Genomic DNA, 23,989 nt, shown 5'->3' with positions numbered 1-23,989 from the left:
CTGACACTGCTGATAAAGCAGCTATTCAGTATCCGGATAATGCCTGACAAGCTCCCGCTCTTTCTTCCAGGACGCCAACAAGCTGAACAGGGAAGGAGAACGAAAACCTCGACGTCTGTTTAGAAAACCTAAACGAAACAGGGTGCGATACTGATAAAAAAGAACCCGATAAACTTCTTTCAGAGAACTGCGGCAATCCCAGATATGACCGGCTTCACTGCTGGCACCATTTATTTCAAGTATATGATAGTTTTCGCCATTCATTAGGGAGTCTATATCTCTAAAACGAATATCTATTCTTCCGTAGTAGAATTCAGGCAGCCCATCAGCGACTTTATCAAAGGACTTTTCCATAGCCTCGGTAATAAATTCACAGCCATCTCTGAAAATACACCCTCTGCTGTGACTGCCGGCAAATGCCAGTCTGAAAGGCTGATTTTCAGGAATAACTTCATTCAACCTATGACTGTGACGCTTTAGGTACAGCTCGGAAAGAAGGCTTGACCTTGGATCTTTATCAATGAGTTGTTGAAGGGTTGAGTGCCCGTCACCAACAATATAAGGCGGGTATTTCAAAGTAATGGAAAATATCTTGCCCCTATTTTCGCCCGGATAGCGGATATAGAAAATACCGGCTTCTGCCTCATAGGGAACCAGTTTCTGGAGAACAATCTTCCCCTGTTCAGGAAAACTCAGAACATAGTCACTTAGCTGTTCAGGGGAACGAATGATCTGAACACCTGCTCCACGGCAACCAATATCAGGTTTGGCAACAACCGGAAAATCGAGCCCGATACTTCCCATCAATTGTCTGGCTTGCCAGAGAGCGTTCTCCGGAGAATCCCAGTCGCTCAGTAAACACCATGGAGCTATCCGCTCGCAGGCCTTATCCTTGGCAATAGAAAATATTTCAGCTTTGGACTCACCAACCATACCGCTCAGAGTGATCCCTGGATTACTGTTGAGCGGAAGGCTGATACCCCGATAACGAATAGACAGCCAGAGCCACTGAATCACAACTGGAAAATAGATAAGGCCGCTAGGCCAGAATTCAAAAAAGGACACCGGCTTTGAAGCTTTGGCCAATGGCGGCATTCCCGGATGTACTTTTTTATCTTCAAAGGTTGGTTTAATAAAGGCTTCCAGCTGCGCTGTGTCAAACACCTCTTTCACCTCTTTAGCTTCACCTTGACCTTGGCCCAGCTCTTTCATGAATCAATCTGCTTTGTTGATGATTGCTATTCATCGAGTACAGCCTTGTAGCGCCCAATCAGTTTGTGTGCCTGTAAGAAAACAAATATTAATAGTGGTAGCAGCAGCCATTTCCATAGCCCCATCTGCTCCCAGAACATAGACCCCAGACTGTATAGCCCAAAGAAAATAAAACCGGTCCATACCAGACTGGCAAAAAGAACCAGTATGGCAAATCTTATGAAGGACAGCCGGAAAGAACCGCAGGCCGTATAAACTGGCAAACGTAGTCCAGGAATAATACGGACGAAGAGAACCGTGAAGGTCATCCGCTTTCTTAACCAGATTCCAGCATTATTCACCGCGTTTAAGTCAAAAAAACGTTGCAACCATACAACACGGGTTAGGAATACACCCAGCCCATAAAGACCCAGGTCACCGGTAAAAATTCCGATAAATAATGCAATAAAAGCCAGCTCGGAACTGATCAAACCATCAGCACTGAGCAGGGCTCCGGTAATAATGGCAGCATCTTCCAGAAGGTAGGTTCCCAAAAGCAACATCAGGGCAAGAACCAACGGATGCTGAATCGAAGCCAGTAAATCCTCGAACATTAAAAACCCTGTCATTAAATCGACACCTGCTATCAGGTTATACCTTTGATCGCTTTAAATTCAATCAATTTGGTCGGGGATTGGTTATCACTAAAACCCTAAACCATACTTCTTTTTATCCATTAAAAACTGACTCCGACACCTGAACAGCAAAGATTTGAACACAAGGATAGTGCTGATGAACCTTTACGGATTTTTATTTTGCCTTCTTCCCTTCACTTATTTATCCACAGCTTCAGCTCAGGTTCAGGATGAAGGCATTCCTGTACGAAATGATACCGACCGAATTTTTATTAAGTACCACCCGGAACCTACAGAAGCTAACGCCCTCGCCTATATAAAACACGGCGTCACTCACGGAGGCTTTGGCGTAGCTGCTGGTCGTACAAAAGAAAGTGTTTCCCTTGACGGCAGTGTGGCTTTGAACGAAGTCAAAATTCTTGCAGACCGCCTGGAGGTAGACCCACAGATAGATTATGCAGAACCAGACTATCTGATGAAAACCATGCAGATTCCTAACGACCCTTTCTACAACCAGCAGTGGCACTACTTTGACGCCACATCAGGCATCAATCTGCCTGCTGCATGGAATATCACCACAGGCTCCTCAAACGTGACTGTTGGTGTCATTGATTCAGGCGTGCTTTACCACAGTGACCTTCAGGACAAACTGCTGAATGGCTACGACTTCATCAAAGACATCTGGATAGCGAATGATGGTGACAGCCGGGACTCTGACCCGAGAAATCCTGGTAACAACGTATTGAGTGGTGACTGTGGTTATCAAGAAGGAACCGCTGTGCCTGCCTCTCCCGTCCCCAGCATCTGGCATGGCACCCATGTTTCAGGCACTATCGCAGCGGAGTCCAATAATGGTGACGGAGTCTCAGGTATTTCCTGGCAGAGCAGAATACTCCCCCTCAGAGCTATTGGCCGTTGCTATGGTTACACTTCCGATATTGTTGACGCCATGCTCTGGGCTGCAGGATTGCCAGTCACTGGCCTGACCAACAACCCACAGCCAGTGAAAGTAATTAATATGAGCCTGGGGGGAAGCGGCAGTAATTATTGCCCGCAAAATTATCAGAATGCTATCAACAGGGTTGTTGCTGCGGGTGTAACCGTTGTGGTGGCTGCGGGAAACGAAAGTGTCAACGCTGCCACGACCTCTCCAGCTAACTGTAATAATGTGATTACCGTTGGAGCCATCGACAGAAACGGTAGTCGGCCAGACTATTCCAATTTTGGTGCAACCGTCGATATTTCAGCGCCGGGCTCCAGCGTCCTGTCCACCTACAACTCAGGTCAAAAATCTCCAGGCCAAAGTATTTACAGCTTTATGGATGGAACCAGTATGGCTACCCCTCATGTAGCAGGCGTGGTGGCCTTGATGTATGCCGTTAGCCCAAACATCACACCTGCAAGAGTGGAAGCGATCATTAAAGCTAATGCCCGAGCATTCCCCAACAGCAGCTGTAATACCTCAATCTGTGGTGCCGGTATTCTTGACGCAGGTGCTGCAGTACTTGATGCCAGTGATGAATAGCCATATTTCTGTCAGTGACTGATTGCCAGACGGCACTGTTCACCAGTGTTTTTCTGGCAATTCTATCAATAGCTCCTGAACCGGCCTTTCCTTTGTTCCGCTTCAACTAGGTTTTATAGAGGAGCTTCATATTTATCTTCCCAATTCTTTCGCAGTGTTCTGGGTATCAGAGAATCAAGCGGGACTTCATGGTTACTTTCAAGAATCTGCCCATCAAACGTAAACTACGCTATGCAATGCTGATCATCGCCTATTCAGTGTTGCTGGTGACTCTCTCTATTCAAAGTATCAGTGACCTTATTCGATCCCGCGCAGCTCTGGTCAGCAATATGGAAACCCTGGCAGAGGTTATTGGTATCAATGCCAGAAGCTCTCTGGAGGATGGCGACTCTGATTCTGCAAGGATGCTGCTGGAGAGCCTGAAAGGCACTCATCATGCAGAGACTGCCTTCCTGTTAAACCCAGAAGGCGAAGAGGTTGCCCGTTACTCCCAGAGCGATAACCCAGCATGGACTTTTTCTCTTCAGGAACTTGATCAGCCCCTGACGGTATTCAGTAACACCCGCCTTCACCTCTATCGCCCTATTTTTGATAAGGGCGAATTGATTGGTGCCATATACATTCAGTGCAACCTGTCACCGCTCTATATGGAACTGACCCAGAACCTGCTGTTAACACTGATTGCCGCACTAATTTCCATTGCTCTGGCCTCATTTCTGGCTGCACGATTACAGCGACTGCTCAGTGAGCCTATCTCCGAGCTGGCAAAAACCATCAGTTTAATGACTGAAAAGGAGCAGTACGACCAACAGGTTCACAAGTTTGATAACGACGAAATTGGTCAGCTTTACGACTGTTTCAATGAGCTGCTGATGCATATTCAGGAGCGTGACCAGCGCCTTCAGCAGCACCGTGAAAACCTTGAAGCATCCGTAGCCGAACGAACCAGAGAGCTGAACCTGACCAACCGAGAGCTGAAAGAGAACATCAGCGAGCTGAACGAAGCCAAGGAGGCTGCTCTGGAAGCCGCCAAAGCCAAGAGTGCTTTCCTGGCCAATATGAGCCATGAAATTCGTACGCCTATGAACGGTGTGCTGGGTATGCTGGAACTGCTCAAAGACACCATGCTGGACCGGGTTCAACGGGACTTTCTGGAAACAGCCTACAGCTCAGCTGATTCCCTATTACAGGTGATCAACGACATTCTCGATTTCTCCAAGATCGAAGCAGGAAAAATGGAAATCGAACATATCGATATGAACCCTGCCGAAATTGCTGAAGATGTCTGCGCTTTGTTGTCTGGCAAAGCCAGGGAGAAAAGTCTTGAGATCAACTGCTTTACCGATGTCAGCCTGCCATCTGTTGTCAAAGGCGACTCAGTCCGACTTCGTCAGGTACTGACCAACCTGGTAGGTAACGCCGTCAAATTCACCCAAAGAGGCGAAGTGGTTGTACGACTGAATTTGACCAATACAAAGAACGACTATGTCCGTATTGAGTTCCTCGTTGAAGACACAGGTATTGGTATTGCCAAAGATGTTCTGCCTAACCTGTTCTCAGCCTTCACCCAAGCGGACAGCGGCACAACAAGAAAGTTTGGTGGTACCGGGCTGGGACTGACTATCTCCCGACAGCTGGTTAACCTGATGGGCGGCGAAGTGGAGGTTTCCAGCGTTCCCGGAGTGGGATCAACCTTCTCGTTCAGTCTGGATCTGGAAATTTCTGAAGGACAGACACTCAATTCCCGAAACATTACCCACGACCTTCAGGGAACCCGCACTCTGATTGTTGATGACAATGCGACCAACAGGGAAATTCTCAGGCACTATTTAACCGCTTGGGGGATTGAACACGATGAGTCAGATTCCGGTAAATCTGCACTCGAGAAGATGCACACAGCAGTGAAAGAAGGTAAACCATTCGAGCTGGTTTTACTGGACATGGACATGCCCGGCATGGACGGCTTCACGCTGTCCGAAAAGATTGAAGCAATTCCTGAACTGGCTAAATCACGCAGAATCATGCTCAGTTCTTCAGGTTTTATTACTCGAAAAAAACAAAAATCAGCCGGTATTTCAGCCTGTCTCAACAAACCATTCAGACAGTCACGACTGCTCGACACTGCCATGTTAGTGATGCATGAACATCAAAACGGCAACAACGAAGCGGCCATTGTCGAAGAAGATCCTCGTACCTTCAGTAAGAGCATTCGAGTTTTGTTGGTTGAAGACAATATCGTTAACCAGAAGGTCGCTATCAGTATGCTGAAAAGAGTCGGTATCAGTGAACCTGATATTGCCGAAGATGGCAAAGAAGCTGTTGCAATGACTTTAAAAGAAGAATATGACTTAATTTTAATGGACTGCCAGATGCCTGTGATGAGTGGGTACGAAGCAACAGGTCTGATTCGTAAGCGAGAAAGCACTCATCACCTGCCAAGAATTCCGATTGTCGCCATGACAGCTAATGCCATGCAGGGAGACCGTGAGAAGTGTCTGGCCTGCGGCATGGATGACTACCTCAGTAAGCCAATCAAAGCCACACTACTAAAAGAGAAACTGGCTCAGTGGTTGATCAGTGACCTTAATGAAACCGAAGACGATTCTGAAGAAGCAGAAGATGATCCGATGGCTATCTTTGGCGACAACAGTGACCCTGTCATCAATGATCCCGTTCTCGATACACTCAAAGATATCATGGAAGATGAGTTCACCGGTCTACTGGACAGTTACCTTGAAGATGCACCGTCACTGCTTAAAGACTTAAAACAATCAGCAATAGAGGCGGATTTGGATATCCTGGTCAGAGCAGCTCATACACTCAAATCCAGCAGTAATAATCTGGGCGCATCTCTTCTCGCTGGCATTGCTTTTGAAATAGAGAAGCAGGGAAAAGAGAAGAAACTGACCGAAGCTGTTGAACTGATTCCGCAATTGGAAAAAGCACTCGACCTTACGACAAAGTCTCTACAGAAAACAAGAAACTCATAGCGCGTAGTACAGCCCCTAAATAAAGAGTCCTTAAATAAAGAAAGCCCCGCAAAGCGAGGCTTTCTACTGGGTCGACTCCTTGTGAGCATCCTGCTCAAATCAGCATCCTGCATCTACATCCCTGTAGATTAAAGGCCCAGTAATCTAACTATAGACAATCGTTCTAATTAGAACTGATCGTCACTCAGTTCGTAGAGTTCTTCAGTGCCGGATGCAGCAGAAACCATCAAACCATCCAGCCTTGGCAGCAGGCGTTTGTAGTAGTAACGGGCGGTTATTATTTTCGCCTGATAAAAGCTCTCTTCAGAACTGCCTTCTGCCAGCTTTTCCTTTGCTGTTTTTGCCATCATCGCCCACATCCAGGCATAAGCCACGTAGGAAAATGCGTGCAGATATTCAACACAGGCAGAGTTAATAACATTCGCATCGTCTTTGGACTGAGTAACCAATTCGCCCGTCAACTTCTCAAGCTTATTCAGTGCATCACTCAATTCGTTTGAAAACTCGCCAGCAGAATCTGCAGCAATAAACGAACGAACATCTTCCGCAAAGATATTGAAGAACTTGCCACCATTCATGGCGATCTTACGGCCAAGCAAATCCAGAGATTGGATACCGTTAGTGCCTTCGTAAATCTGGGCGATACGAACATCACGAACCAGCTGCTCCTGTCCCCATTCACGAATATAACCGTGACCACCGAACACCTGCTGACCAGCAACACAACCTTCCAACCCCATATCGGTCAGGAAGGCTTTAACAACGGGAGTCATCAGAGCTACCAGATCAACAGCCTTCTGTTTTTCAACAGCATCAGTGCTGAATTTGGCAGCATCGAGCAACATGGCTACGTAAGTCGAAAATGCACGACCGCCCTCGTTTAGTGCTTTCATATTCAGCAACATGCGGCGTACATCACCGTGAACCATGATTGGGTCAGCGGCTTTTTCTGGCTGTTGTGCACCTGTTGCGGCTCTGCCCTGAATACGATCTTTAGCGTATTCCAGCGCTGACTGGTAGGACATCTCACTGGTGCCTAAGCCCTGAATACCTACGAACAGTCGTTCATAGTTCATCATAGTGAACATGCCATTCAAGCCCTTGTTGATCTCTCCAACCAGGTAGCCTTTAGCACCATCAAAATTCATAACACAGGTAGAAGAAGCCTTGATGCCCATCTTGTGCTCAATGGAGCCACAGTGAACTTCATTTCTGTCTGCCAGACTGCCATCATCATTTACATTAACTTTTGGCACCAGAAACAGGGAGATACCTTTCGGCCCTGCTGGCGCATCAGGGAGCTTTGCCAGCACCAGATGAATAATATTGTCCGTCAGGTCGTGTTCACCACCGGTGATAAAGATTTTTGTGCCGGTGATATTGTAAGAACCATCGCCATTATCTTCCGCCTTGGTGCGAATAATCCCGAGATCTGTACCACTGTGCGCTTCGGTCAGGCACATGGCACCAGACCATTCACCGGAATACATCTTTGGCAGAAAACATTCTTTCAATTCATCAGAACCATGAGCATCCAGAGCAAGAGCCGCACCGGAAGTCAGGCTTGGATAGAGAATAAAGGCAAGGCTGGCACTACTGAACATCTCATCGAACTGGGCACTGAGTGCTTTTGGCATTCCCATGCCACCGAACTCGGGATTGCCTGTCAGGCCAGTGAAACCCGATTCAGAAAACAGCTGATAGGCATCTTTGTAACCTTTTGGTGTTTGAACACCAGACTCGCTCCAGTGGCAACCTTCTTCATCACCTTCGCGATTAAGTGGCGCGACAACATTAGCCGCCAGCTTTGCACCTTCTTCCAGAAAAGCGTCCGCTGTTTCCTTGTCAATTGCTTCCTGAGTTGCAGGCCACTGCTGCCACTTCTCTGCTGCTTCGAACACTTCGTGCATCACGAAACGCATATCACGCAAAGGCGCCTGATAATCAGCCATGTTCGACACTCCTTGGGAATTTATTGTGTTTATAGTTAAGTGTTGGCAACTATTCTACCCAAGGCTGCTATGCAGTGAAAAGACCGTTTCAAACTATCGTTTTAAATTTTTGTATTAATTTGTCACAAAGGCACTTAATTCTGTTGTGAATGGCCTTTTATTGATGACCCCGCAGCGTCTAATGTCATATTTTGAAATAAAAGCCCGCTGTCATAACAACCCCAGCCCATGACAATTCAAGCCCTACATTTTTATAACTGACATCCAGTAGAGTCTGAAAGAGAGGGAAAAAGTCAGTATCGAATGCTCTCAAGTACTTCTTATAGCCGTACATAACGCCTGCTCGGTAACCCGCTTCAACACTCCACTCACCAGAACTTAGAGAGTAAAGCTTTCTCTGCCACCCTGCCGAGACGACGCGATCGCTGTGCGTGTTAATAAACGTGCCAACGTAGTAGCCGTTATAAACCATTCCCAAAAGTTCATTGTTATTCTCCTGGTCATCACCGGATTCAAAGTGATGAGTCCACATTCCCAGCAGTAGTCTGTTGTCGAAAGGCTTACCCCAGAGTTTGGCTGACCAGCCACCCTCTTCATGAAAGCTGATGTAAGGATCAATGGGGTCAGAACTATTGTCTTCATTCTGCTCACGGCTGGAAGCATTGAGATCCAATTGATAGCTCATCTCTGTTTGAGGATTTTCTTCAGCGGATACCTTGTTCCAGAAAGAAACAGAAATAGCTGCAATCAAAATCAACAGCAATCGGCCAGCTACAAAAATAAGTGTCTTTTTTATTTGTTTCATTATCCGTAAACAGCTCCGGATGCTGATGTTCCGTGGAAAGAGAATTTTTATTCGTGAATGAAAATGTATAGACCAGCAACTGGTCGATAGCAAAAAGAAAGGGGAAGTATCCGGGTACAAGATGCAGTACAGTAAACTAATCCTGCTGCAAAGGACGTGTTATGCGTGTTTCCTGTTCGCTGCTGTTGATAATGATCAAAATTATTTTACTGCCTGGATGGCTGCAAAACGGAACGCCTGACCCTGACCATCCACATCAAAGACGATTTACAAAACGCTATCGTTTCAAGCGAAAGCAGCTCAAACCTTTGTGGATCATTGCCTGTTTATTAATGCTGATAAACCCGGCGGTTCATTTAATAATGTTGATTGCCCTACCTATGAGCTTGCTGTCTTTTATTATTCTTGATGAAACAGAATAAACATTTTTATTTCACAATAAAAAAGAGCTACCAGAAGGCAGCTCTTAAATAAGCAAGCAGGTGTTACATCGTTACTTAGATATCACCAAAGTCCACTTCATCCATCGCCAGCAGGTTATCTGCTCCACTCAGAATGGCGGCCTTGTGAGCCAGAGTTCTTGGCAATATACGCTGGAAATAGAACTGGGCAGTCTGAACCTTGGCTTTGTAGAAACCTTCCTCAGTAGTACCTTCAGCCAGTTTGGCCTTGGCAACACGAACCATATCAGCCCACATGTAAGCCAGAGTCGCATAACCGGAATACATCAGGAAATCGACAGCTGCAGCACCCACTTCGTCAGGGTTTTCCATGGCCTTAACGCCAATCTGCATGGTCAGGTCGCCCCACTCTTTGTTGATGGCTGTCAGAGGCTCGATGAACTCTTCCATGGATTCATCATCTGCATGTTCTTTGCAGAACAGATGAATTTCCTTGGTGAAAGGCTTCATCAGTTCACCACCGGTCTGCATGATCTTACGGCCCAGCAAATCCAGCGCCTGAATGCCGGTAGTTCCTTCATAGAGCATGGAAATACGGCAGTCACGAACGTTCTGCTCCATTCCCCACTCTTTAATAAAACCATGACCGCCGTAGCACTGCACACCGTGGTTGGCTGATTCAAAGCCGGTTTCGGTCATGAAAGCTTTAACGATTGGTGTCAGGAAGCCCAGTTCCTTGTCAGCCTTTTCACGAATACTTTCATCCGGGTGGTGCAACAGGTCGGCTTTCTTCGCTGTGTAGTACAGCAGCGCACGGTTCCCTTCAGTCAAAGACTTGATGGTCAACAACATGCGACGAACATCAGGATGAACGATGATTGTATCAGCAGGACCTTCAGGATTCTTGGCACCTGACAGGGAGCGCCCCTGCAAACGCTCACGGGCATAACGAAGTGCGCCCTGGAATGCGATTTCACCGTGGGACAGCCCCTGAATACCTGTACCCAAACGGGCTGTATTCATAAAGGTGAACATGCAGTTCAGACCACGGTTTTCAGGGCCAATCAGAAAACCAGTAGCGTTATCGAAATTCATAACGCAGGTAGCGTTACCATGGATACCCATTTTGTGTTCGATGGAGCCACAACTTACGCCGTTACTCTCACCGATTTGTCCCGGCAGATATTTTGGAACGATGAACAGGGAAATACCCTTGGTGCCGGCTGGAGCGCCAGGCAGACGGGCCAGTACGATATGAACAATGTTCTCTGCCATGTCATGTTCACCGGCAGAGATAAAGATTTTAGTACCGGAAATTTTGTAGGAACCATTTTCCTGAGGTTCTGCCTTGGTGCGCAGCATGCCCAGGTCAGTACCGCAGTGCGATTCTGTCAGACACATAGTACCGGTCCATTCACCGGAAACCATCTTGGTCAGGTATTCCTGTTTCTGCTCTTCAGTACCGTGAGCTTCCAGCGTATTCATAGCACCGTGACTTAGCCCCGGATACATACCCCAGGACCAGTTGGCTTCACCCATCAGTTCACTGAGTACCAGACCCAGTGAGTAAGGAAGCCCCTGGCCGCCATACTCGACACCATTAGCTAGTGATGGCCAGCCACCCTCAACAAACTGCTGATAGGCTTCTTTAAAACCGGTTGGCGTTTTCACACCACCTTCATACCAGGTACAACCTTCCTGGTCACCAATCTGATTCAGTGGTGCCAAAACCTGCTCACTGAACTTGGCTCCTTCTTCCAGGATGGCACCCACCATATCGGGAGTTGCTTCTTCTGCACCGGGAAGTGTCGAATAGTGTCCTTCATAATCAAGCAGTTCATCACGAACAAAACGGAGATCACGAAGTGGAGCCTTAAAGTCTGGCATGGTGGTACCTCTGAGTGCTCTTATATTTATTAGGTGTACGTATTTTTATAAAAGTATAGCGCACACTTCAAACAGGTGTTTGAAACTTACGTTTGCTTACATTAATTGTCAACTGCTTTGATGAACATCTTGTGACAAAGCCTTCCTTATATCGGTCATCACAAGTGGAACTTCTCGACAATTTGGAGGCTGAAAGCAAATGAAGGGATAGTGGTTCTAGTAGATGAATAGTGTCTTTTATTTATGGGCCATAGAGTAAAATAAATACAAAACTCAGGAGGCGTTGAAAACTAGACATGTACTCAGCCTTGCCAACCCGGAGGCGGGCAAGAGGCTGATTGCAGTAGATTCGAAGGGAAAGAAGTAAGTAAGCTTATAAAAGGCTTAAAGAAGAGATGTAATATCCAGCTGGTTGCCCGTCCACTGAGAGTCAGCGCCCTCCTTCCATTTCACGACACCCAGACAAGGAGCAGAGAGCATACTTTTCAAAGTTTCAACGTTTTCATCAAAGCGGTTCATCTCCGGATCAACCTGATTCGCTACCCAGCCGACCAATCGACAACTACTACGGACTATAGATTCAGCCGTCAGCAATGCATGACTGATGCAGCCGAGCTTCATACCTACAACCAGAATCACTGGCGTATTCAATTCTTTAGCCAGATCCGCAAGCATTTCCCGATCGTTGAGAGGCACTCTCCAACCACCAGCGCCCTCAATAAAAGAAACATCGTGTTTCTTCATCAAGGCACCACGGCAGATACCTGTCAGCCGTGAAACTGTAACCAGGCGGCTTTCTTCCTGAGCAGCAATATGAGGGGCAATAGCGGGCTCAAACAACACAGGGTTTACCTGAGCATAGGGCAGCTCAATACTCATGGATGCCATCAGTTTAATGGCATCTTCATTTTTTGGACCATCTTCCGTCTCTTCACTACCTGCGGCAACAGGTTTCAGTGCCAGAGTCTGCAACCCTTTTTGATTAGCTGCTTCCAGTAAACCACAGGTAATAAAGGTTTTACCTGCATCTGTGTCAGTGCCAGTGATAAAGAATGTTTTCGCCATAATTCAGTTAACCAGTTACTTCACTTGCCACTATCAATTAACAAGAGTGCCGTAGATGACCTGATAGGACAGAGGCAGCCCCACCTCTGTTCGGGATGATTCGTAAGCCTGTTCCAGCTTTTGAATGCGTGCACGGGTTGTCAGACCTTGCTGAGCGGAGTGCACCGTATTCACTCCAAGTGCCTTTAACTCTCGCAACAGAGTCAGAACCGAAGGATAGTAAAGCGTTTCCTGCTGCAACATGAGGGAGCGCTGTTGCAATGCTGAATTTGAGACTTTCTGTTGTTGAAGGCTGAAAGGATCAAAACCATTAATATGCACGTGAGAATCAACCTGCTGCCAGGCCTGATTCAACTCAACCATAGTGCCTTTCGCCAGTGACGAAAACACAAAAAGGCCACCTGGTTTTAGAATTCTTCTGACTTCAGAAAGAACAGTCTCCAGTTCACACCACTGAATAGCGAGACTGGAAAATACCAGATCAAAAGAGTCATTTTTAAAAGGCAGCGATTCAATATCACCTCTGCACCATGAAGCATCCAGTTCTTGGGAGCTGGCATGCTTCAACATACCCATCGCCAGATCAACACCGGTAACATGAGCATCAGAAAAGGTAGTTTTCAGAATAGAAGTCTGACTGCCTGTACCAGAGCCTAAGTCCAGCACACGTTCAGGCTGAAAGCCTGCCGGAACACCCAGCATGGCTCGAGCAGCAACACGTTTCTGCAACGCTGCTGCACTGTCGTAAGTTTCCGCCGCACGACTGAAGTTGGCAGCTACCCGCTGCTTGTCGACGGTTTTGAACAGAGCTTCCCTGTCTCTCAGCTTCGACTGCATAGACGCTTAACCTGATCTGCAATCTGCTGAATCACACCGCTGTCCTTATCCAGGAAGAAGCAATGCCCTCCATCAATCAGTTCAACCCGATGTGCCGGGAATGTTCTGCTGACTCGACCAGCGACGTCCGCTGGCACCAGAGCATCCTGTTTACCGAAGTAATGAACCACCGGACAACGAATATCAGACAACTGTGAGCTGACATTACTGCTACCCAGCATTTCCAGCAATTGCAGCAGAATGTCTGAATCAAGATCCATATCGAATTCAATAGCTTTCTTCAGGTTTTGCAGAACATCTTTGCGGTTGCCGTTACCCATGCTGCACAGTGTTGCAAACTGATCGACCGTCGCAGCAGGTGCTTCTTTCATACCTTGATAAAAACTGTCGAAAGTTTGAGGCAGCATGGCCTCTGCCCAATCGTCATTTCTGACAAAACATGGATTACTGGCCAGCGTGATCAGTCCAGCTACCTTGTCCGGATTCTGGCTGGCATAGAGTGATGCCAGAGCTCCGCCCATAGACCAGCCAATAAGAATGACCGGGGTTTCAAACAGATGAAGATCAAGATACTGAAGCATGGACTGCCAGTCGTATTTACGACCAGGCTCTTCTACCAGTCCCGGAAGCTGAACCACCGATGCACGGCCATCGCCATCCAGAGCCCCGGCAAGAGGTTCCATTACTGATGCAGGCATTCCCCAACCACTAACCAGAACAATAGGCAGAGTGTTCATGATACTTCCTCCTGAAACGATTGCTTCCGCGAGCTTTTTTCACACAACAAATGAGTGCTTTTATCCAGAGCATCAAGCAGCTGTTGAACATGGTGTTCTTCATGGCTGGCACTGAAGGTAATTCTCAGTCTGGAAGTACCTTTGGGAACCGTTGGTGGACGAATAGGCGTCACCAGTATTCCCATACTTGCCAGTTGTTCACTCATGGCCACAGCTGCTTCAGCTGAGCCGACCATAACAGGCTGAATAGGAGAGTGCGAGTCCATCAGTTCCAGTCCCAGCTGCTCACAACCTTTGCGGAACTGTTGAATCAGGATTGTCAGCTTTTCACGGCGCCAGTTTTCCTGCTGCAGCAATCGTAAACTGGTTCGCGAAGCTTCTGCCACAGCGGGCGGCATTGAAGTGGTATAGATATAAGTCCGAGCAAACTGAATCAGTGTTTCAATCAATGCTTCACTGCCCGCAACAAAAGCACCCGCTGTGCCGAACGCTTTACCAAGAGTCCCGACCAGAACAGGTAACTGTCGTTGTGAAAGACCAAAGTGTTCCGCAACACCACCACCCTGTTTGCCGAGACAACCAAAACCGTGAGCATCATCGACCATCAACCAGGCATTATGCTTTTCTGCCGTTGCAACCAGCTCAGTCATCGGAGCCAGATCACCGTCCATGCTGAACACACCATCGGTGACAATCAGCTTTCGACGAGCCTGCGTTCGAGCCAGACGTTTCTCAAGATTATCCACATCATTATGCAGATAACGCTGAAAACGAGCACCGGAAAGCAGGCCTGCGTCCAGAAGAGAAGCATGGTTCAGGCGGTCCTGAAACACAGCATCTTCCTTACCCAACAGCGCACTGATCACACCCAGGTTAGCCATATAACCGTTGGAAAACAGCAGCACCCGTTCACGCCCGGTAAATTCGGCCAGCTCTTCTTCCAATTGATGGTGTGCACGACTGTGGCCAACGACCAGATGGGAAGCACCACCGCCGGTACCGTAATCCTGTGTCGCTGAAGCAATGCTGTTGCTTACCTCAGGGTGGCTAGCCAACCCGAGGTAATCATTGCTGCAGAAAGCCAGATAACGTTTACCATCAACGGTGACCTCTGGCCCCTGAGGAGTTTCCAGCGTCTTTCGGGAACGATAAAGACCGGCTTCTTTTCGTGCTCGCAGATCAGTTTCCAGATCGAACATTCTCAGGAAGCCTTGTTCATCGCGTCGTAGTACTGATCATTATCACGCTCACGCAGTGGACAGTTTTTAGCAAACTCTTCCATTTCCTCTTCGCTGGCTTCGTCAACCGTATTTTCATCCATATTGATACCCAGCTTGTCGAACAGCTGACGGTCACGGCTTTCTTTCGGGTTAGGCGTCGTAAGTAGCTTATCTCCAAGGAAGATAGAGTTAGCACCAGCAAGAAACGCCAGTGCCTGAAGTTCATCACTCATGTTTTCACGACCGGCCGACAGACGTACATTGGAAGCAGGCATCAGAATTTTGGCAACGGCGATAGAGCGTACAAAATCAATACCATCTACAGCGTCCACATTTTCCAGCGGCGTACCTTCCACGCGAACCAGCATATTAATAGGCACACTTTCCGGGTGCTTAGGCAGGTTGGCCAATTCGATCAACATACCGGCACGATCGCGCTCGGTTTCACCCAGACCCACAATACCGCCACTGCAGATATTCATGCCGGAATCACGAACGTGAGCCAGCGTATCCATTCGATCGGAGAAGGTACGAGTGGTAATGATGCTACCGTAGAACTCAGGAGAGGTGTCGAGGTTGTGGTTGTAATAATCCAGACCCGCTTCTGCCAGTTGAGTCGCCTGATCTTTATTCAGCATACCCAGAGTCATGCAGGTTTCCAGACCCAACTCTTTAACACCCTTCACCATTTCAAAAATGTAAGGCATGTCTTTTGCTGGCGGGTTTTTCCAGGCGGCACCCATGCAGAAGCGAGTAGCACCGGATGCTTTGGCACGACGGGCTTCTTCCAGCACCTTGCGCACTTCCATCAGTTTTTCTTTATCAAGACCGGTGTTGTAGTGGCCACTCTGCGGACAATATTTGCAATCTTCAGGGCAGGCGCCTGTCTTGATCGAAAGCAGTGTACTAACCTGCACACGGTTTGGATCAAAGTGTTCCCGATGAGCCACCTGCGCCTGAAAGATCAGGTCGTTGAACGGCTTGCGAAACAGGGCTTCAACTTCTTCAATAGTCCAGTCGTGGCGGAGGCTGTCAGTCATCTTCTCACTGCGCTTTCTGGGAAAGCTCTCTTATTGTTTTGCTGACACCTGTTTATGTGTGTAATCGAATATTAAATGATCAATTGCCCATCACTGGCGGGCAACTGGCTTATGATTTTGTATATTCGAGTACTTAACAGGACTCAGCAAATATCAGGAATAGAAATAAAATTATGCTTGATGATAAATAACTGAAACCATGCGTCAATTTAAAATTCGTAACAGAGTTTACAACTGGTTAAATTTCAAACAACACATAACCATCAGTTGTTTGCTGTGCCGAGCAGATACTACAGCTGACAAGCCTCTCTGCGGGCTCTGCATAGACAGCCTGCCGATAGCTTCAAATGCCTGTTATTGTTGTGGTTTACCTATGCTGGAGTCGTTCTCTCAGGTCTGTGCAAACTGCCTGAAAAAACCACCAGCATTCGACCGCTGTATCTCTGCCTTTCAGTACGATTTTCCAGTTAACTTTCTTATCCAGAAAATAAAACATCAGCGGCAGATTGTGTTTCTGCCGCCGCTGGTTAAACAGCTCAGTAAAATACTTATCCACAGTTATGACGATGAACCATGGCCGGAAACCATTATTCCTGTCCCTTTGCATAATCAGAGATTAAGAGTGAGAGGATTTGACCAGAGCCTGTTACTGGCCCGTAAACTTCATACAGGTATAAATGAAAACTCTGTTTTAAGTCTTGAGTCACGACTGGTCAAGCGACAGAAGTACACTGACTCTCAGCAGGGTTTGACAGCCAAACGCCGTAAAACAAATCTTAAAAATGCCTTCATCATCAGTAAGTCATTTTCATTCAGGCATGTAGCTATTGTTGATGATGTTGTGACAACGGGTGCCACAGTTTCAGAGATTGCCCTGCTTTTGAAAAAGCAGGGTGCTGAGAGGGTTGATGTGTGGTGTTTGGCCAGGACAGCTGTTCTTCAAAACTAGAGTAAAGTCCCAAACGCAGGTTCGACTATTGCTTCCTCATACCAACTTCTCAATTCAAACTCACATATACCAAAGAGAGCTTCGGCTACTATTTGTGGCTGATTACCCTCTAAAACTAGCTTCATCAGCGTTAAAAAATTATCTACATTATTTCTATAAGTCGTTTGGCCTAGCTGAAACCTTGCTGCAATACGGATAACCGAGAACCCTTTACCTTTCGAAAGATACTTAAACAACTGATCAGCTGCCGCTCTTAATTCATGATTGCCAGGACTTGATCGGAGAGATCTAAGAAAACTGGTTAGTTTTTTTCTAATAGCCGGCCCTGCAGCCCTGAGATCTTCCATACTTCCTAGCGAGTTACGGCTTCTAGACCACTCACGGCCTGCTCTGGTCAACCTCTCTGAGGCGGAAGGATCTTCCAACCCCATCTGATTAATATTGTCAGAAGTTGCTGCAGATTGAAGCTCTCTGAAGTGACTGGCTGAACCTGGGCGTTTACTGCGTGTATTTCCTGACTGAGGCAAGTGTGATTGAGACGCATACCTCCCCGGTATGGACTGCCCTCTTCCTGTAACGGGTTGACCAAGCCCGCCCTGAGACATTGAATGACCATCTGGCAACCAGGTTGAAGAGAGTTGCTCAAAGTCACGTGCTGAAGGTCCCCAATAGCCGAGGCTGGTCGAAGGCTGACTGAACCCATCCCGTACTGCCGTGTGAGGGGGAGACACCGACGACCGTTCCATCCTCGGTTGGCTGAGGCCCACTCCATACCATTGTGCTAAGGGTGGAAGAGATACAGGCGACCTGGCTGTGGTTGAAACTGAAGATGAACCACTGAGACTTGGTGGCTGTCTATTCCCGTTACGAGCTCGAGTATGAACATGGACAGGGACAGGGACACTTGAGGAAGATGGATGCCGATGATAATCAGCAGTTCCCTGCGAGTCCTGAAGAGATAACGGCCCGAACTGCGCATCGTGTCTCTGAACTCGGTTTGCTGTCAATATCGATGGATCTGTGGGTGATCGTCCCAAATATTCCGATGAAAAAGGAGATAACGTTTCTACACCCTCTGGTGTCGTCGGTAAACGACTTGAGCCAGATCGACTACTGCAAGTTTTAGGTCTGTGGCTCTCATGGCTATATGCATATCTGGGAGTTTGGCTTTCCTGAAGAGATCGAGGATGATCTCTGCTACCGTTTCCATCATGGAGCGTTGACCACTGTCTTAAAGGAAGACTGGTCCTCCTCATTATTGCTTCTCGCTCTTGCTGTTCCTCAACCTGCCTTGGCTCATAAGCAGGCGGAGGACCTTCTGCATCTAAGGGGTAATAGGGTAGAGCGGTTCCAGTCGGTGCAGAGTGAGGAAGATGAGTGGTCTCCGTCCGCGACGCTGTTCTGGTGTCTACTGGAGTAGTCATTTGGTCTTCACTCAGAAAATCTTCAAACGACACTTCTTGCCCTGAGCCAGCAGCTACTGGCTGCGATAAAGCACCTGGACTATCAATAACTACAAATGGATCATTGTCAGCAGTTGGCTGAGACAATGAATTATACGCAGTCAATTGAGCAGCCCCCCCACTCCCTCCTGGAACAGGTATATAGCGTGCTGTAATTGCAGTTGCTTCCGTTCCCCGCTGTCTATCCTCAACGTCTTCGTAAGGATTAAGCCTTAAATAGGTCGTTCCATATTTACCAATAAACGCATTGTGCACCTCGCGTCTCTCTATATAGGTTTGATGAAGCGCCTGAAGGTGCCATATCCTTGCCACTACTTCTGAAAAGCTAAGTTCAATCTCCAGCGGTTTAATCAATGCCTGTAAATTTTTATGCTCTGGTGAATCGGAATTATAATCCCTACCTATAGTGCTGGATAATCTTAAATACTCATCCCTCAATCTCTGTACTTCTAGCAGTAGCTCCCTACTAGCCTCACATTGGCTTGCTAACTGTCGTTTAGCCCAGTATTTTCCTTGACGCAATCTCTTCCGATAATTTTCAATTTTTTTCCTCAACCCTATGACCGCTCTTCTTAACAAAACGGTTGGCCAAGTATATTGATTGATCCCATTTGCACGTCTCACCAAACTTCTATTTAAGTCCCAATAAGTCGTTTCTTCTACTTCCTGATGATAACGCAGTAAAGTCTCCAGAAGATCAAGAGTCGGCCTTATGTTAGAAAATATTGAACTAAAACTACCTGCATAACGCCCATGTGATAAACGATAGCCTTGGCTTTCCAGAATCTCACCAACCATTTGGTTAAGATTTTTATTCGCCGCCATCAAATGCTCATATACCATGAGAAATGTTCGATTTTCACTTCTCTCTCTTAGCTGATTTTCAGGGCTTAGTCGATTGTAGTCGGCACGATAAGATGACCCGAGCGCTGCCTCAAGAAGTGAGCGGTTCGCTGCTGACGGATTCAGGCCTTCAAGTTTCATAAGTTGATTCAAATAAGCTAGAGCATCCGAGTCAGGAGCCTTTATAATTCTGATTCTACGCCCTGTAATCTCATGCCTATGACCAGAGGCATCAAAAAACAGCTCCACCGACAATGACATATCCACTGGAACAGTAGCTCTCAGCCTACCCCTGGAACTGAGGTCAACTACTTGCAATTGGATAGAAACCTGAACAGTACCATCTTCATTCTTTTGTATCTGTATTTGAACACCTCTACCCTTCGAAGCTAAAGCTGGTGTACAGTCAAAACCACACAGTTGATTGAAGAAACCTGCTCTCAGCAGTTTTTCCATCAGCAGAGCAACATTCTGCTTCAACCCTAGTGACTTTATCAGCGTTCGTAGCAATTCACCCTGAAAATCCAGCATGCCTACAGCAGAAGGAACCAGCGCTTGCCAAAGATGGCCGGCTGACACCACGTCTGTAACCCCTCCACTGTCTGAGGAGTCAAGCAGGGTCAGCCTTGCATGTTGATGTGAATTATTCTGGGAGACATAGCTGATGGTTACCAGGCTATTTTCATTATCACTATCAAGTGTATCTGACAAAGAGGACCAGAAAGCCAGAGGCAACTCACTGCCTAAGTGTTCAATAACACTGCTATCAATACTTGCACCTTCAACGAACCATTCAGCGCTACGAAAAGGTACTGGAGTCTCTATAAACTGAGCCAAATGCGGGGACTGAGTGCTTCCAATACGCTGGATAATGCTTTGGATGTTGATAAAAGAAACCAGTTTTTCGGCCAGCCGCACAGCCCTACCCGAAAGAATCAGGTTCATGATGTAATACTTCATCGAATTTTTTCGAATATTCAGTCGTTTCGATATCCGGTTTTGCCCCCCTCCTTCTTCAAACAGTGCTCTAACTCCGCTGAGCATTGGTTGCGAAATAAAATTCGAGAAATAGTGCATCAAAAAATTTTGTACCGACTCGGCCAACTCTGATTCACTTTGACCTTGAAAACTGCGTAACTCTGCGGCAATAAAAGCTCGACCGTACTCACTTAATCGAGATTGTTGATTACCAGACGGTACAGCTCGCTCATGTGACTCCGGAGGTCGGTGCCCCTCGCCATTGCCGTTTCCTTCAAGCCCTCTACCCAGTTTTTGTTGCCTTAGTTGCCTACTTCTCTCGGCTCTCTCTCTCTGTCCTCTGGCTTCTTCCCCATAAATCGATCCATGCTGTCCTTGCCGTCGTACTCTCAGCATGTCCACAGGTTCTTCAAAAGTTCCTGGCGGGTCACCAACAGGACTATGTACTCCCAGTGCTCTGATTAATTTTTCTGGCAACCGCATATCCACAAAGGTTCCAGGAGGATCACCAGCAGGACTGTGGATTCCCAGTGCTGTGGTTAACTTTGCTGGTAACTGTATATCCACAGAACCACCTGCCAACGTCCTGACCAGTTCATCCACTCTTGCTTCAAACTCTTCTCGCAGAACAGTCTCTCCTCCCTGATAAAACATCCAGTTCAGGTAAGCGCTCTGAATATCTTCGACCGCAGTTATACCCGTCAATAAGTCCTGCCAATAGTCGGGGGACTGGAATGGCGCTATCCGTAATGCCTTATCTAAATCTTCTTTCGAAAGGTCAGCGATATAAACATGACCATCATCTGTAACCAGCTGAATTCTGAATGTGTTCTGGACGGCTTCCGGTAATAGAGAGCTCAACATAAAAGCCGACGGATCTGAATTTTCATTCTGTCTGGAGCCGTTAAACCAAATAAGTATTGTGGATAGCATTGAAGTAGGTGCTGGTGATTTCCCGTGCTTTCGATCCGAATCATCGTCATCCCCATAGCCACCACTCCCTGAGCCCAACATTGATTGTTGACGGTTTCCTTCAGCAAGGCTTTCAACTTTCATCTCAATGTCACTCTTACCGATCCAGCGGTCATACTTGATGTTCAACTTTCCCTTAAAGTTCTGACTATCAAAATCATCAACCGTTACACTTTCCTTCTCATTGGAGAACTTACCTTCATCCATCCAGAAAATTTTTCCGTTACTGTCAATAAAACCTAATTTTGCAACTGAAGTGCTCCTGAGAGACAAGCTGGTTTTTCCTGCCTCTGCTAAGAGATACACTTTTGAGCATTGACTACCACTCTCTCCTGCCAGCAAGGCCTCCACCCGTTCTACTCTTATCAAGTCGTCATCAAAAGTTTGATCAACAGAGCCTGTACATATAAGAAGTTCTAATACATCAGTTTCGCTTTTTCCTACCCCATTCCATAGAAATTCGTAGAGCTCTACTATTTCTCCTGATGACACCCTACTCGAATCAAAACTAACATTTATTTTTCTTATTCTTCTTACTGCATTGATTACAGTTTCCTTTCTATGAACATCACGTTTGAGCCTTGAATGCACTAGACCTGTAGAGTCGCCTGAATAGACATGATGCCAATGGCTTTCTACCAACTTAAACCCACCAGCAGATAATTCATGACTATGAATCAGCAAACCAACAGTAAACAACCCCAAGAACATCAAATGAATGTGTTTATGCACTTTATTTAATTTTATTTGATTAATAATAACCTGAAAAAGTAGTAGCTAAATATATTTACATCTATTTTAAATCACACAAACATAATTTATTAATGAGCTACCACGAAAAATCAAAACTACTATATAGTTATCAAAACCTTTACGAATCGAGTTGAATTGCTAATTTCTTCTATTTTCCACAACAATAACTTTCGTACCAATAACGTACAGATTCAGGAAATTTCGCAAATAGTACTCCTCCAACAATGAGTTAATCATATTCAGATACCTCAACAACATCACGAAGCAGCTCTTCAGAAGAATTTACAGTATGGCTATGGCCTGATTTCCATAGACCTAACTCATCAGCTATCAACCGAATGGCAGTACGATAAGAAACTGTTGAAAACTGTCGTAAAAAATTCTCGGAAATAAAAATAACTCTCCTGCCGTCGGTCAATGTATGCTGCAAAGCAGTTCTACTGCTCTGCACAACACTCAAAGCCCGCATCAGCAGACTTTAAGCTTGCCGAGCATCTACAGCATTTATTCTCATGTTCTTTAGCTTGAAGATTTTTCTACTTACTGATTTTGTACCGTTAGAGGGGACAGGATATTCAGGGTACACTGCTTGTTTGTATTCCGGAGTCACTGATGTCCACGACTAACCAACACCCTTATGAATCACTGACACCGGACAGGGTGCTGGATGCTGTGGAAAGCCAGGGATTTCTGTCAGACGCCAGAATTATGGCTCTGAACAGCTATGAGAATCGTGTCTATCAGGTCGGCATTGAAGATGATCTTCCTGTTATTGCCAAATTCTACCGCCCTGGGCGCTGGAGTCGGGAGCAGATACAGGAAGAGCACACTTTCTCCCACGAGTTGAAGGATATGGAATTCCCCGTTGTCGCCCCAATAATGAATGACAATGGCGAAACCCTGTTTGAGTTTGAAGGCTTTCAGTTCGCTCTATTCAAGCGAATGGGCGGCTATCCACCAGAACTCGATAACCTTGATCATCTCTTAATTCTGGGCCGCCATATGGGCAGGCTTCACAGCCTTGGCGCAGCCAAACCTTTTGAGCACAGGCCTGAAATCACTTTGCAGCGCTATGGCGTAGAAAACGTTGAATGGCTTCAGGCTAACAACTTTATCCCTGATTCTCTAAAAACGGCCTACCAGACTCTGGCCAGAGACATCCTCGATAAGCTGGCCAGAATTGAATCCCGATTCTCACCGGACATTATCCGCGTTCACGGCGATGCTCATGTCGGAAACATTCTTTGGCGAGACGATAACCCTCACTTTGTCGATTTTGACGATACCTGCATGGCTCCCGCTATTCAGGACCTGTGGATGTTCCTGTCGGGCGATCGCCAGAATCAGACGCTACAAATCACTGAACTGCTTGAAGGTTATGAGGAGTTTCATGAATTTAACCCAGTGGAGCTGAATCTGGTGGAGTATTTCAGAACCCTCAGACTGATTAACTATTCCGGATGGCTGGCTAAACGCTGGAATGACCCGGCTTTCCCCATGGCCTTTACCTGGTTTAACACTGAAAGGTACTGGGCGGAGCATATTCTGGAACTCAGGGAGCAATTTGCGGCTCTGGATGAGCCACCTCTGGCGCTGTCTGGAAACTTCTAATCTGACTCAAGAGAAGCTCTACAAAGTCAAAGGGCTTCTCTAACCCTTCCCGCTATGCCTTCTATATAGAGGTCTGAAAACTGTAGTTTTCACTGATCAAAATGCCGTTTTCTGGTTAGTATTCCTAACAAAGCG

At 46.7% G+C, this 23,989-nt stretch carries 16 protein-coding genes; 5 read left to right on the top strand and 11 right to left on the bottom strand.

Annotation, left to right across the window (positions count from 1 at the left end; translation table 11 throughout):
* Positions 1 to 21: 21 nt before the first annotated feature.
* A complete protein-coding gene (locus EOPP23_RS01760) occupies positions 22 to 1,212 on the bottom strand; it encodes an ATP-grasp domain-containing protein (protein ID WP_153764257.1) in 1,191 nt (396 codons plus the stop codon).
* A gap of 26 nt (positions 1,213 to 1,238) precedes the next feature.
* On the bottom strand, positions 1,239 to 1,820 hold the full coding sequence (locus EOPP23_RS01755) for a DedA family protein (protein WP_153764256.1): 582 nt from the start codon (positions 1,818 to 1,820) through the stop codon (positions 1,239 to 1,241).
* 163 nt (positions 1,821 to 1,983) lie between these two features.
* Here EOPP23_RS01755 and EOPP23_RS01750 point away from each other — a divergent pair, with 163 nt between their 5' ends.
* A complete protein-coding gene (locus tag EOPP23_RS01750) occupies positions 1,984 to 3,351 on the top strand; it encodes a S8 family peptidase (protein WP_153764255.1) in 1,368 nt (455 codons plus the stop codon).
* Between the two features lie 188 nt (positions 3,352 to 3,539).
* Positions 3,540 to 6,341: a response regulator gene (locus EOPP23_RS01745; RefSeq protein WP_153764254.1), complete on the top strand. Its 2,802-nt coding sequence runs from the start codon at positions 3,540 to 3,542 to the stop codon at positions 6,339 to 6,341.
* Positions 6,342 to 6,508: 167 nt separating this feature from the next.
* On the opposite strand, the gene EOPP23_RS01740 is transcribed toward EOPP23_RS01745, so the two are convergent.
* Entirely contained in the window at positions 6,509 to 8,293 is a 1,785-nt protein-coding gene (locus EOPP23_RS01740; RefSeq protein WP_153764253.1) for an acyl-CoA dehydrogenase C-terminal domain-containing protein, read from the bottom strand.
* A gap of 184 nt (positions 8,294 to 8,477) precedes the next feature.
* Positions 8,478 to 9,098 (bottom strand): hypothetical protein, encoded by a 621-nt coding sequence (locus EOPP23_RS01735; protein ID WP_153764252.1) that lies wholly within the window; start codon positions 9,096 to 9,098, stop codon positions 8,478 to 8,480.
* Positions 9,099 to 9,289: 191 nt separating this feature from the next.
* Here EOPP23_RS01735 and EOPP23_RS01730 point away from each other — a divergent pair, with 191 nt between their 5' ends.
* Complete coding sequence (locus EOPP23_RS01730; protein ID WP_153764251.1) at positions 9,290 to 9,520, top strand: hypothetical protein; 231 nt, start codon at positions 9,290 to 9,292, stop codon at positions 9,518 to 9,520.
* 75 nt (positions 9,521 to 9,595) lie between these two features.
* Here the strand turns inward: EOPP23_RS01730 and EOPP23_RS01725 are convergent, their stop codons facing one another.
* From EOPP23_RS01725 to bioB, 6 genes are all read right to left on the bottom strand, one after another.
* Complete coding sequence (locus EOPP23_RS01725) at positions 9,596 to 11,386, bottom strand: acyl-CoA dehydrogenase C-terminal domain-containing protein (RefSeq protein ID WP_153764250.1); 1,791 nt, start codon at positions 11,384 to 11,386, stop codon at positions 9,596 to 9,598.
* A gap of 384 nt (positions 11,387 to 11,770) precedes the next feature.
* Entirely contained in the window at positions 11,771 to 12,451 is a 681-nt protein-coding gene (bioD, locus tag EOPP23_RS01720; RefSeq protein WP_153764249.1) for a dethiobiotin synthase, read from the bottom strand.
* A 33-nt stretch (positions 12,452 to 12,484) separates the two neighbouring features.
* Positions 12,485 to 13,288: a malonyl-ACP O-methyltransferase BioC gene (gene bioC, locus EOPP23_RS01715; RefSeq protein ID WP_153764248.1), complete on the bottom strand. Its 804-nt coding sequence runs from the start codon at positions 13,286 to 13,288 to the stop codon at positions 12,485 to 12,487.
* Complete coding sequence (locus EOPP23_RS01710; protein WP_153764247.1) at positions 13,273 to 14,025, bottom strand: alpha/beta fold hydrolase; 753 nt, start codon at positions 14,023 to 14,025, stop codon at positions 13,273 to 13,275. Before EOPP23_RS01710 ends, bioC begins: the two co-directional genes overlap by 16 nt.
* On the bottom strand, positions 14,022 to 15,224 hold the full coding sequence (gene bioF, locus EOPP23_RS01705; RefSeq protein WP_153764246.1) for an 8-amino-7-oxononanoate synthase: 1,203 nt from the start codon (positions 15,222 to 15,224) through the stop codon (positions 14,022 to 14,024). The genes EOPP23_RS01710 and bioF overlap by 4 nt, the downstream gene beginning before the upstream one ends.
* Positions 15,225 to 15,226: 2 nt before the next feature.
* A complete protein-coding gene (gene bioB / locus EOPP23_RS01700; RefSeq protein ID WP_153764245.1) occupies positions 15,227 to 16,285 on the bottom strand; it encodes a biotin synthase BioB in 1,059 nt (352 codons plus the stop codon).
* Positions 16,286 to 16,484: 199 nt separating this feature from the next.
* Between bioB and EOPP23_RS01695 the strand changes: the two genes are divergently transcribed.
* The gene (locus EOPP23_RS01695; RefSeq protein ID WP_153764244.1) at positions 16,485 to 17,234 is read left to right on the top strand and encodes a ComF family protein; all 750 of its coding nucleotides are present in this window, start codon (positions 16,485 to 16,487) and stop codon (positions 17,232 to 17,234) included.
* Here EOPP23_RS01695 and EOPP23_RS01690 read toward each other — a convergent pair.
* The gene (locus EOPP23_RS01690; RefSeq protein WP_153764243.1) at positions 17,231 to 22,222 is read right to left on the bottom strand and encodes a hypothetical protein; all 4,992 of its coding nucleotides are present in this window, start codon (positions 22,220 to 22,222) and stop codon (positions 17,231 to 17,233) included. The genes EOPP23_RS01695 and EOPP23_RS01690 overlap by 4 nt on opposite strands.
* A gap of 633 nt (positions 22,223 to 22,855) precedes the next feature.
* Between EOPP23_RS01690 and EOPP23_RS01685 the strand changes: the two genes are divergently transcribed.
* Positions 22,856 to 23,854: a serine/threonine protein kinase gene (locus tag EOPP23_RS01685; protein ID WP_153764242.1), complete on the top strand. Its 999-nt coding sequence runs from the start codon at positions 22,856 to 22,858 to the stop codon at positions 23,852 to 23,854.
* Positions 23,855 to 23,989 lie beyond the last annotated feature (135 nt).

Origin of the sequence: Endozoicomonas sp. OPT23, assembly GCF_009653635.1 — a bacterium.
In the GTDB taxonomy this organism is placed as follows: Bacteria; Pseudomonadota; Gammaproteobacteria; order Pseudomonadales; family Endozoicomonadaceae; genus Endozoicomonas_A.
This window is presented reverse-complemented; position numbering and strand designations above follow the sequence as displayed.

What these genes read in the sequence shown, in the direction of transcription:
- EOPP23_RS01710 (WP_153764247.1), bottom strand. Translation starts at nt 14,025, where the DNA reads ATGAACACTCTGCCTATTGTTCTGGTTAGTGGTTGGGGAATGCCTGCA.
- bioB (WP_153764245.1), bottom strand. Translation starts at nt 16,285, where the DNA reads ATGACTGACAGCCTCCGCCACGACTGGACTATTGAAGAAGTTGAAGCC.
- EOPP23_RS01740 (WP_153764253.1), bottom strand. Translation starts at nt 8,293, where the DNA reads ATGGCTGATTATCAGGCGCCTTTGCGTGATATGCGTTTCGTGATGCAC.
- bioD (WP_153764249.1), bottom strand. Translation starts at nt 12,451, where the DNA reads ATGGCGAAAACATTCTTTATCACTGGCACTGACACAGATGCAGGTAAA.
- EOPP23_RS01685 (WP_153764242.1), top strand. Translation starts at nt 22,856, where the DNA reads ATGTCCACGACTAACCAACACCCTTATGAATCACTGACACCGGACAGG.
- EOPP23_RS01730 (WP_153764251.1), top strand. Translation starts at nt 9,290, where the DNA reads ATGATCAAAATTATTTTACTGCCTGGATGGCTGCAAAACGGAACGCCT.
- EOPP23_RS01745 (WP_153764254.1), top strand. Translation starts at nt 3,540, where the DNA reads ATGGTTACTTTCAAGAATCTGCCCATCAAACGTAAACTACGCTATGCA.
- EOPP23_RS01760 (WP_153764257.1), bottom strand. Translation starts at nt 1,212, where the DNA reads ATGAAAGAGCTGGGCCAAGGTCAAGGTGAAGCTAAAGAGGTGAAAGAG.
- EOPP23_RS01735 (WP_153764252.1), bottom strand. Translation starts at nt 9,098, where the DNA reads ATGAAACAAATAAAAAAGACACTTATTTTTGTAGCTGGCCGATTGCTG.
- EOPP23_RS01725 (WP_153764250.1), bottom strand. Translation starts at nt 11,386, where the DNA reads ATGCCAGACTTTAAGGCTCCACTTCGTGATCTCCGTTTTGTTCGTGAT.
- EOPP23_RS01755 (WP_153764256.1), bottom strand. Translation starts at nt 1,820, where the DNA reads ATGACAGGGTTTTTAATGTTCGAGGATTTACTGGCTTCGATTCAGCAT.
- EOPP23_RS01695 (WP_153764244.1), top strand. Translation starts at nt 16,485, where the DNA reads ATGCGTCAATTTAAAATTCGTAACAGAGTTTACAACTGGTTAAATTTC.
- bioC (WP_153764248.1), bottom strand. Translation starts at nt 13,288, where the DNA reads ATGCAGTCGAAGCTGAGAGACAGGGAAGCTCTGTTCAAAACCGTCGAC.
- EOPP23_RS01750 (WP_153764255.1), top strand. Translation starts at nt 1,984, where the DNA reads ATGAACCTTTACGGATTTTTATTTTGCCTTCTTCCCTTCACTTATTTA.
- bioF (WP_153764246.1), bottom strand. Translation starts at nt 15,224, where the DNA reads ATGTTCGATCTGGAAACTGATCTGCGAGCACGAAAAGAAGCCGGTCTT.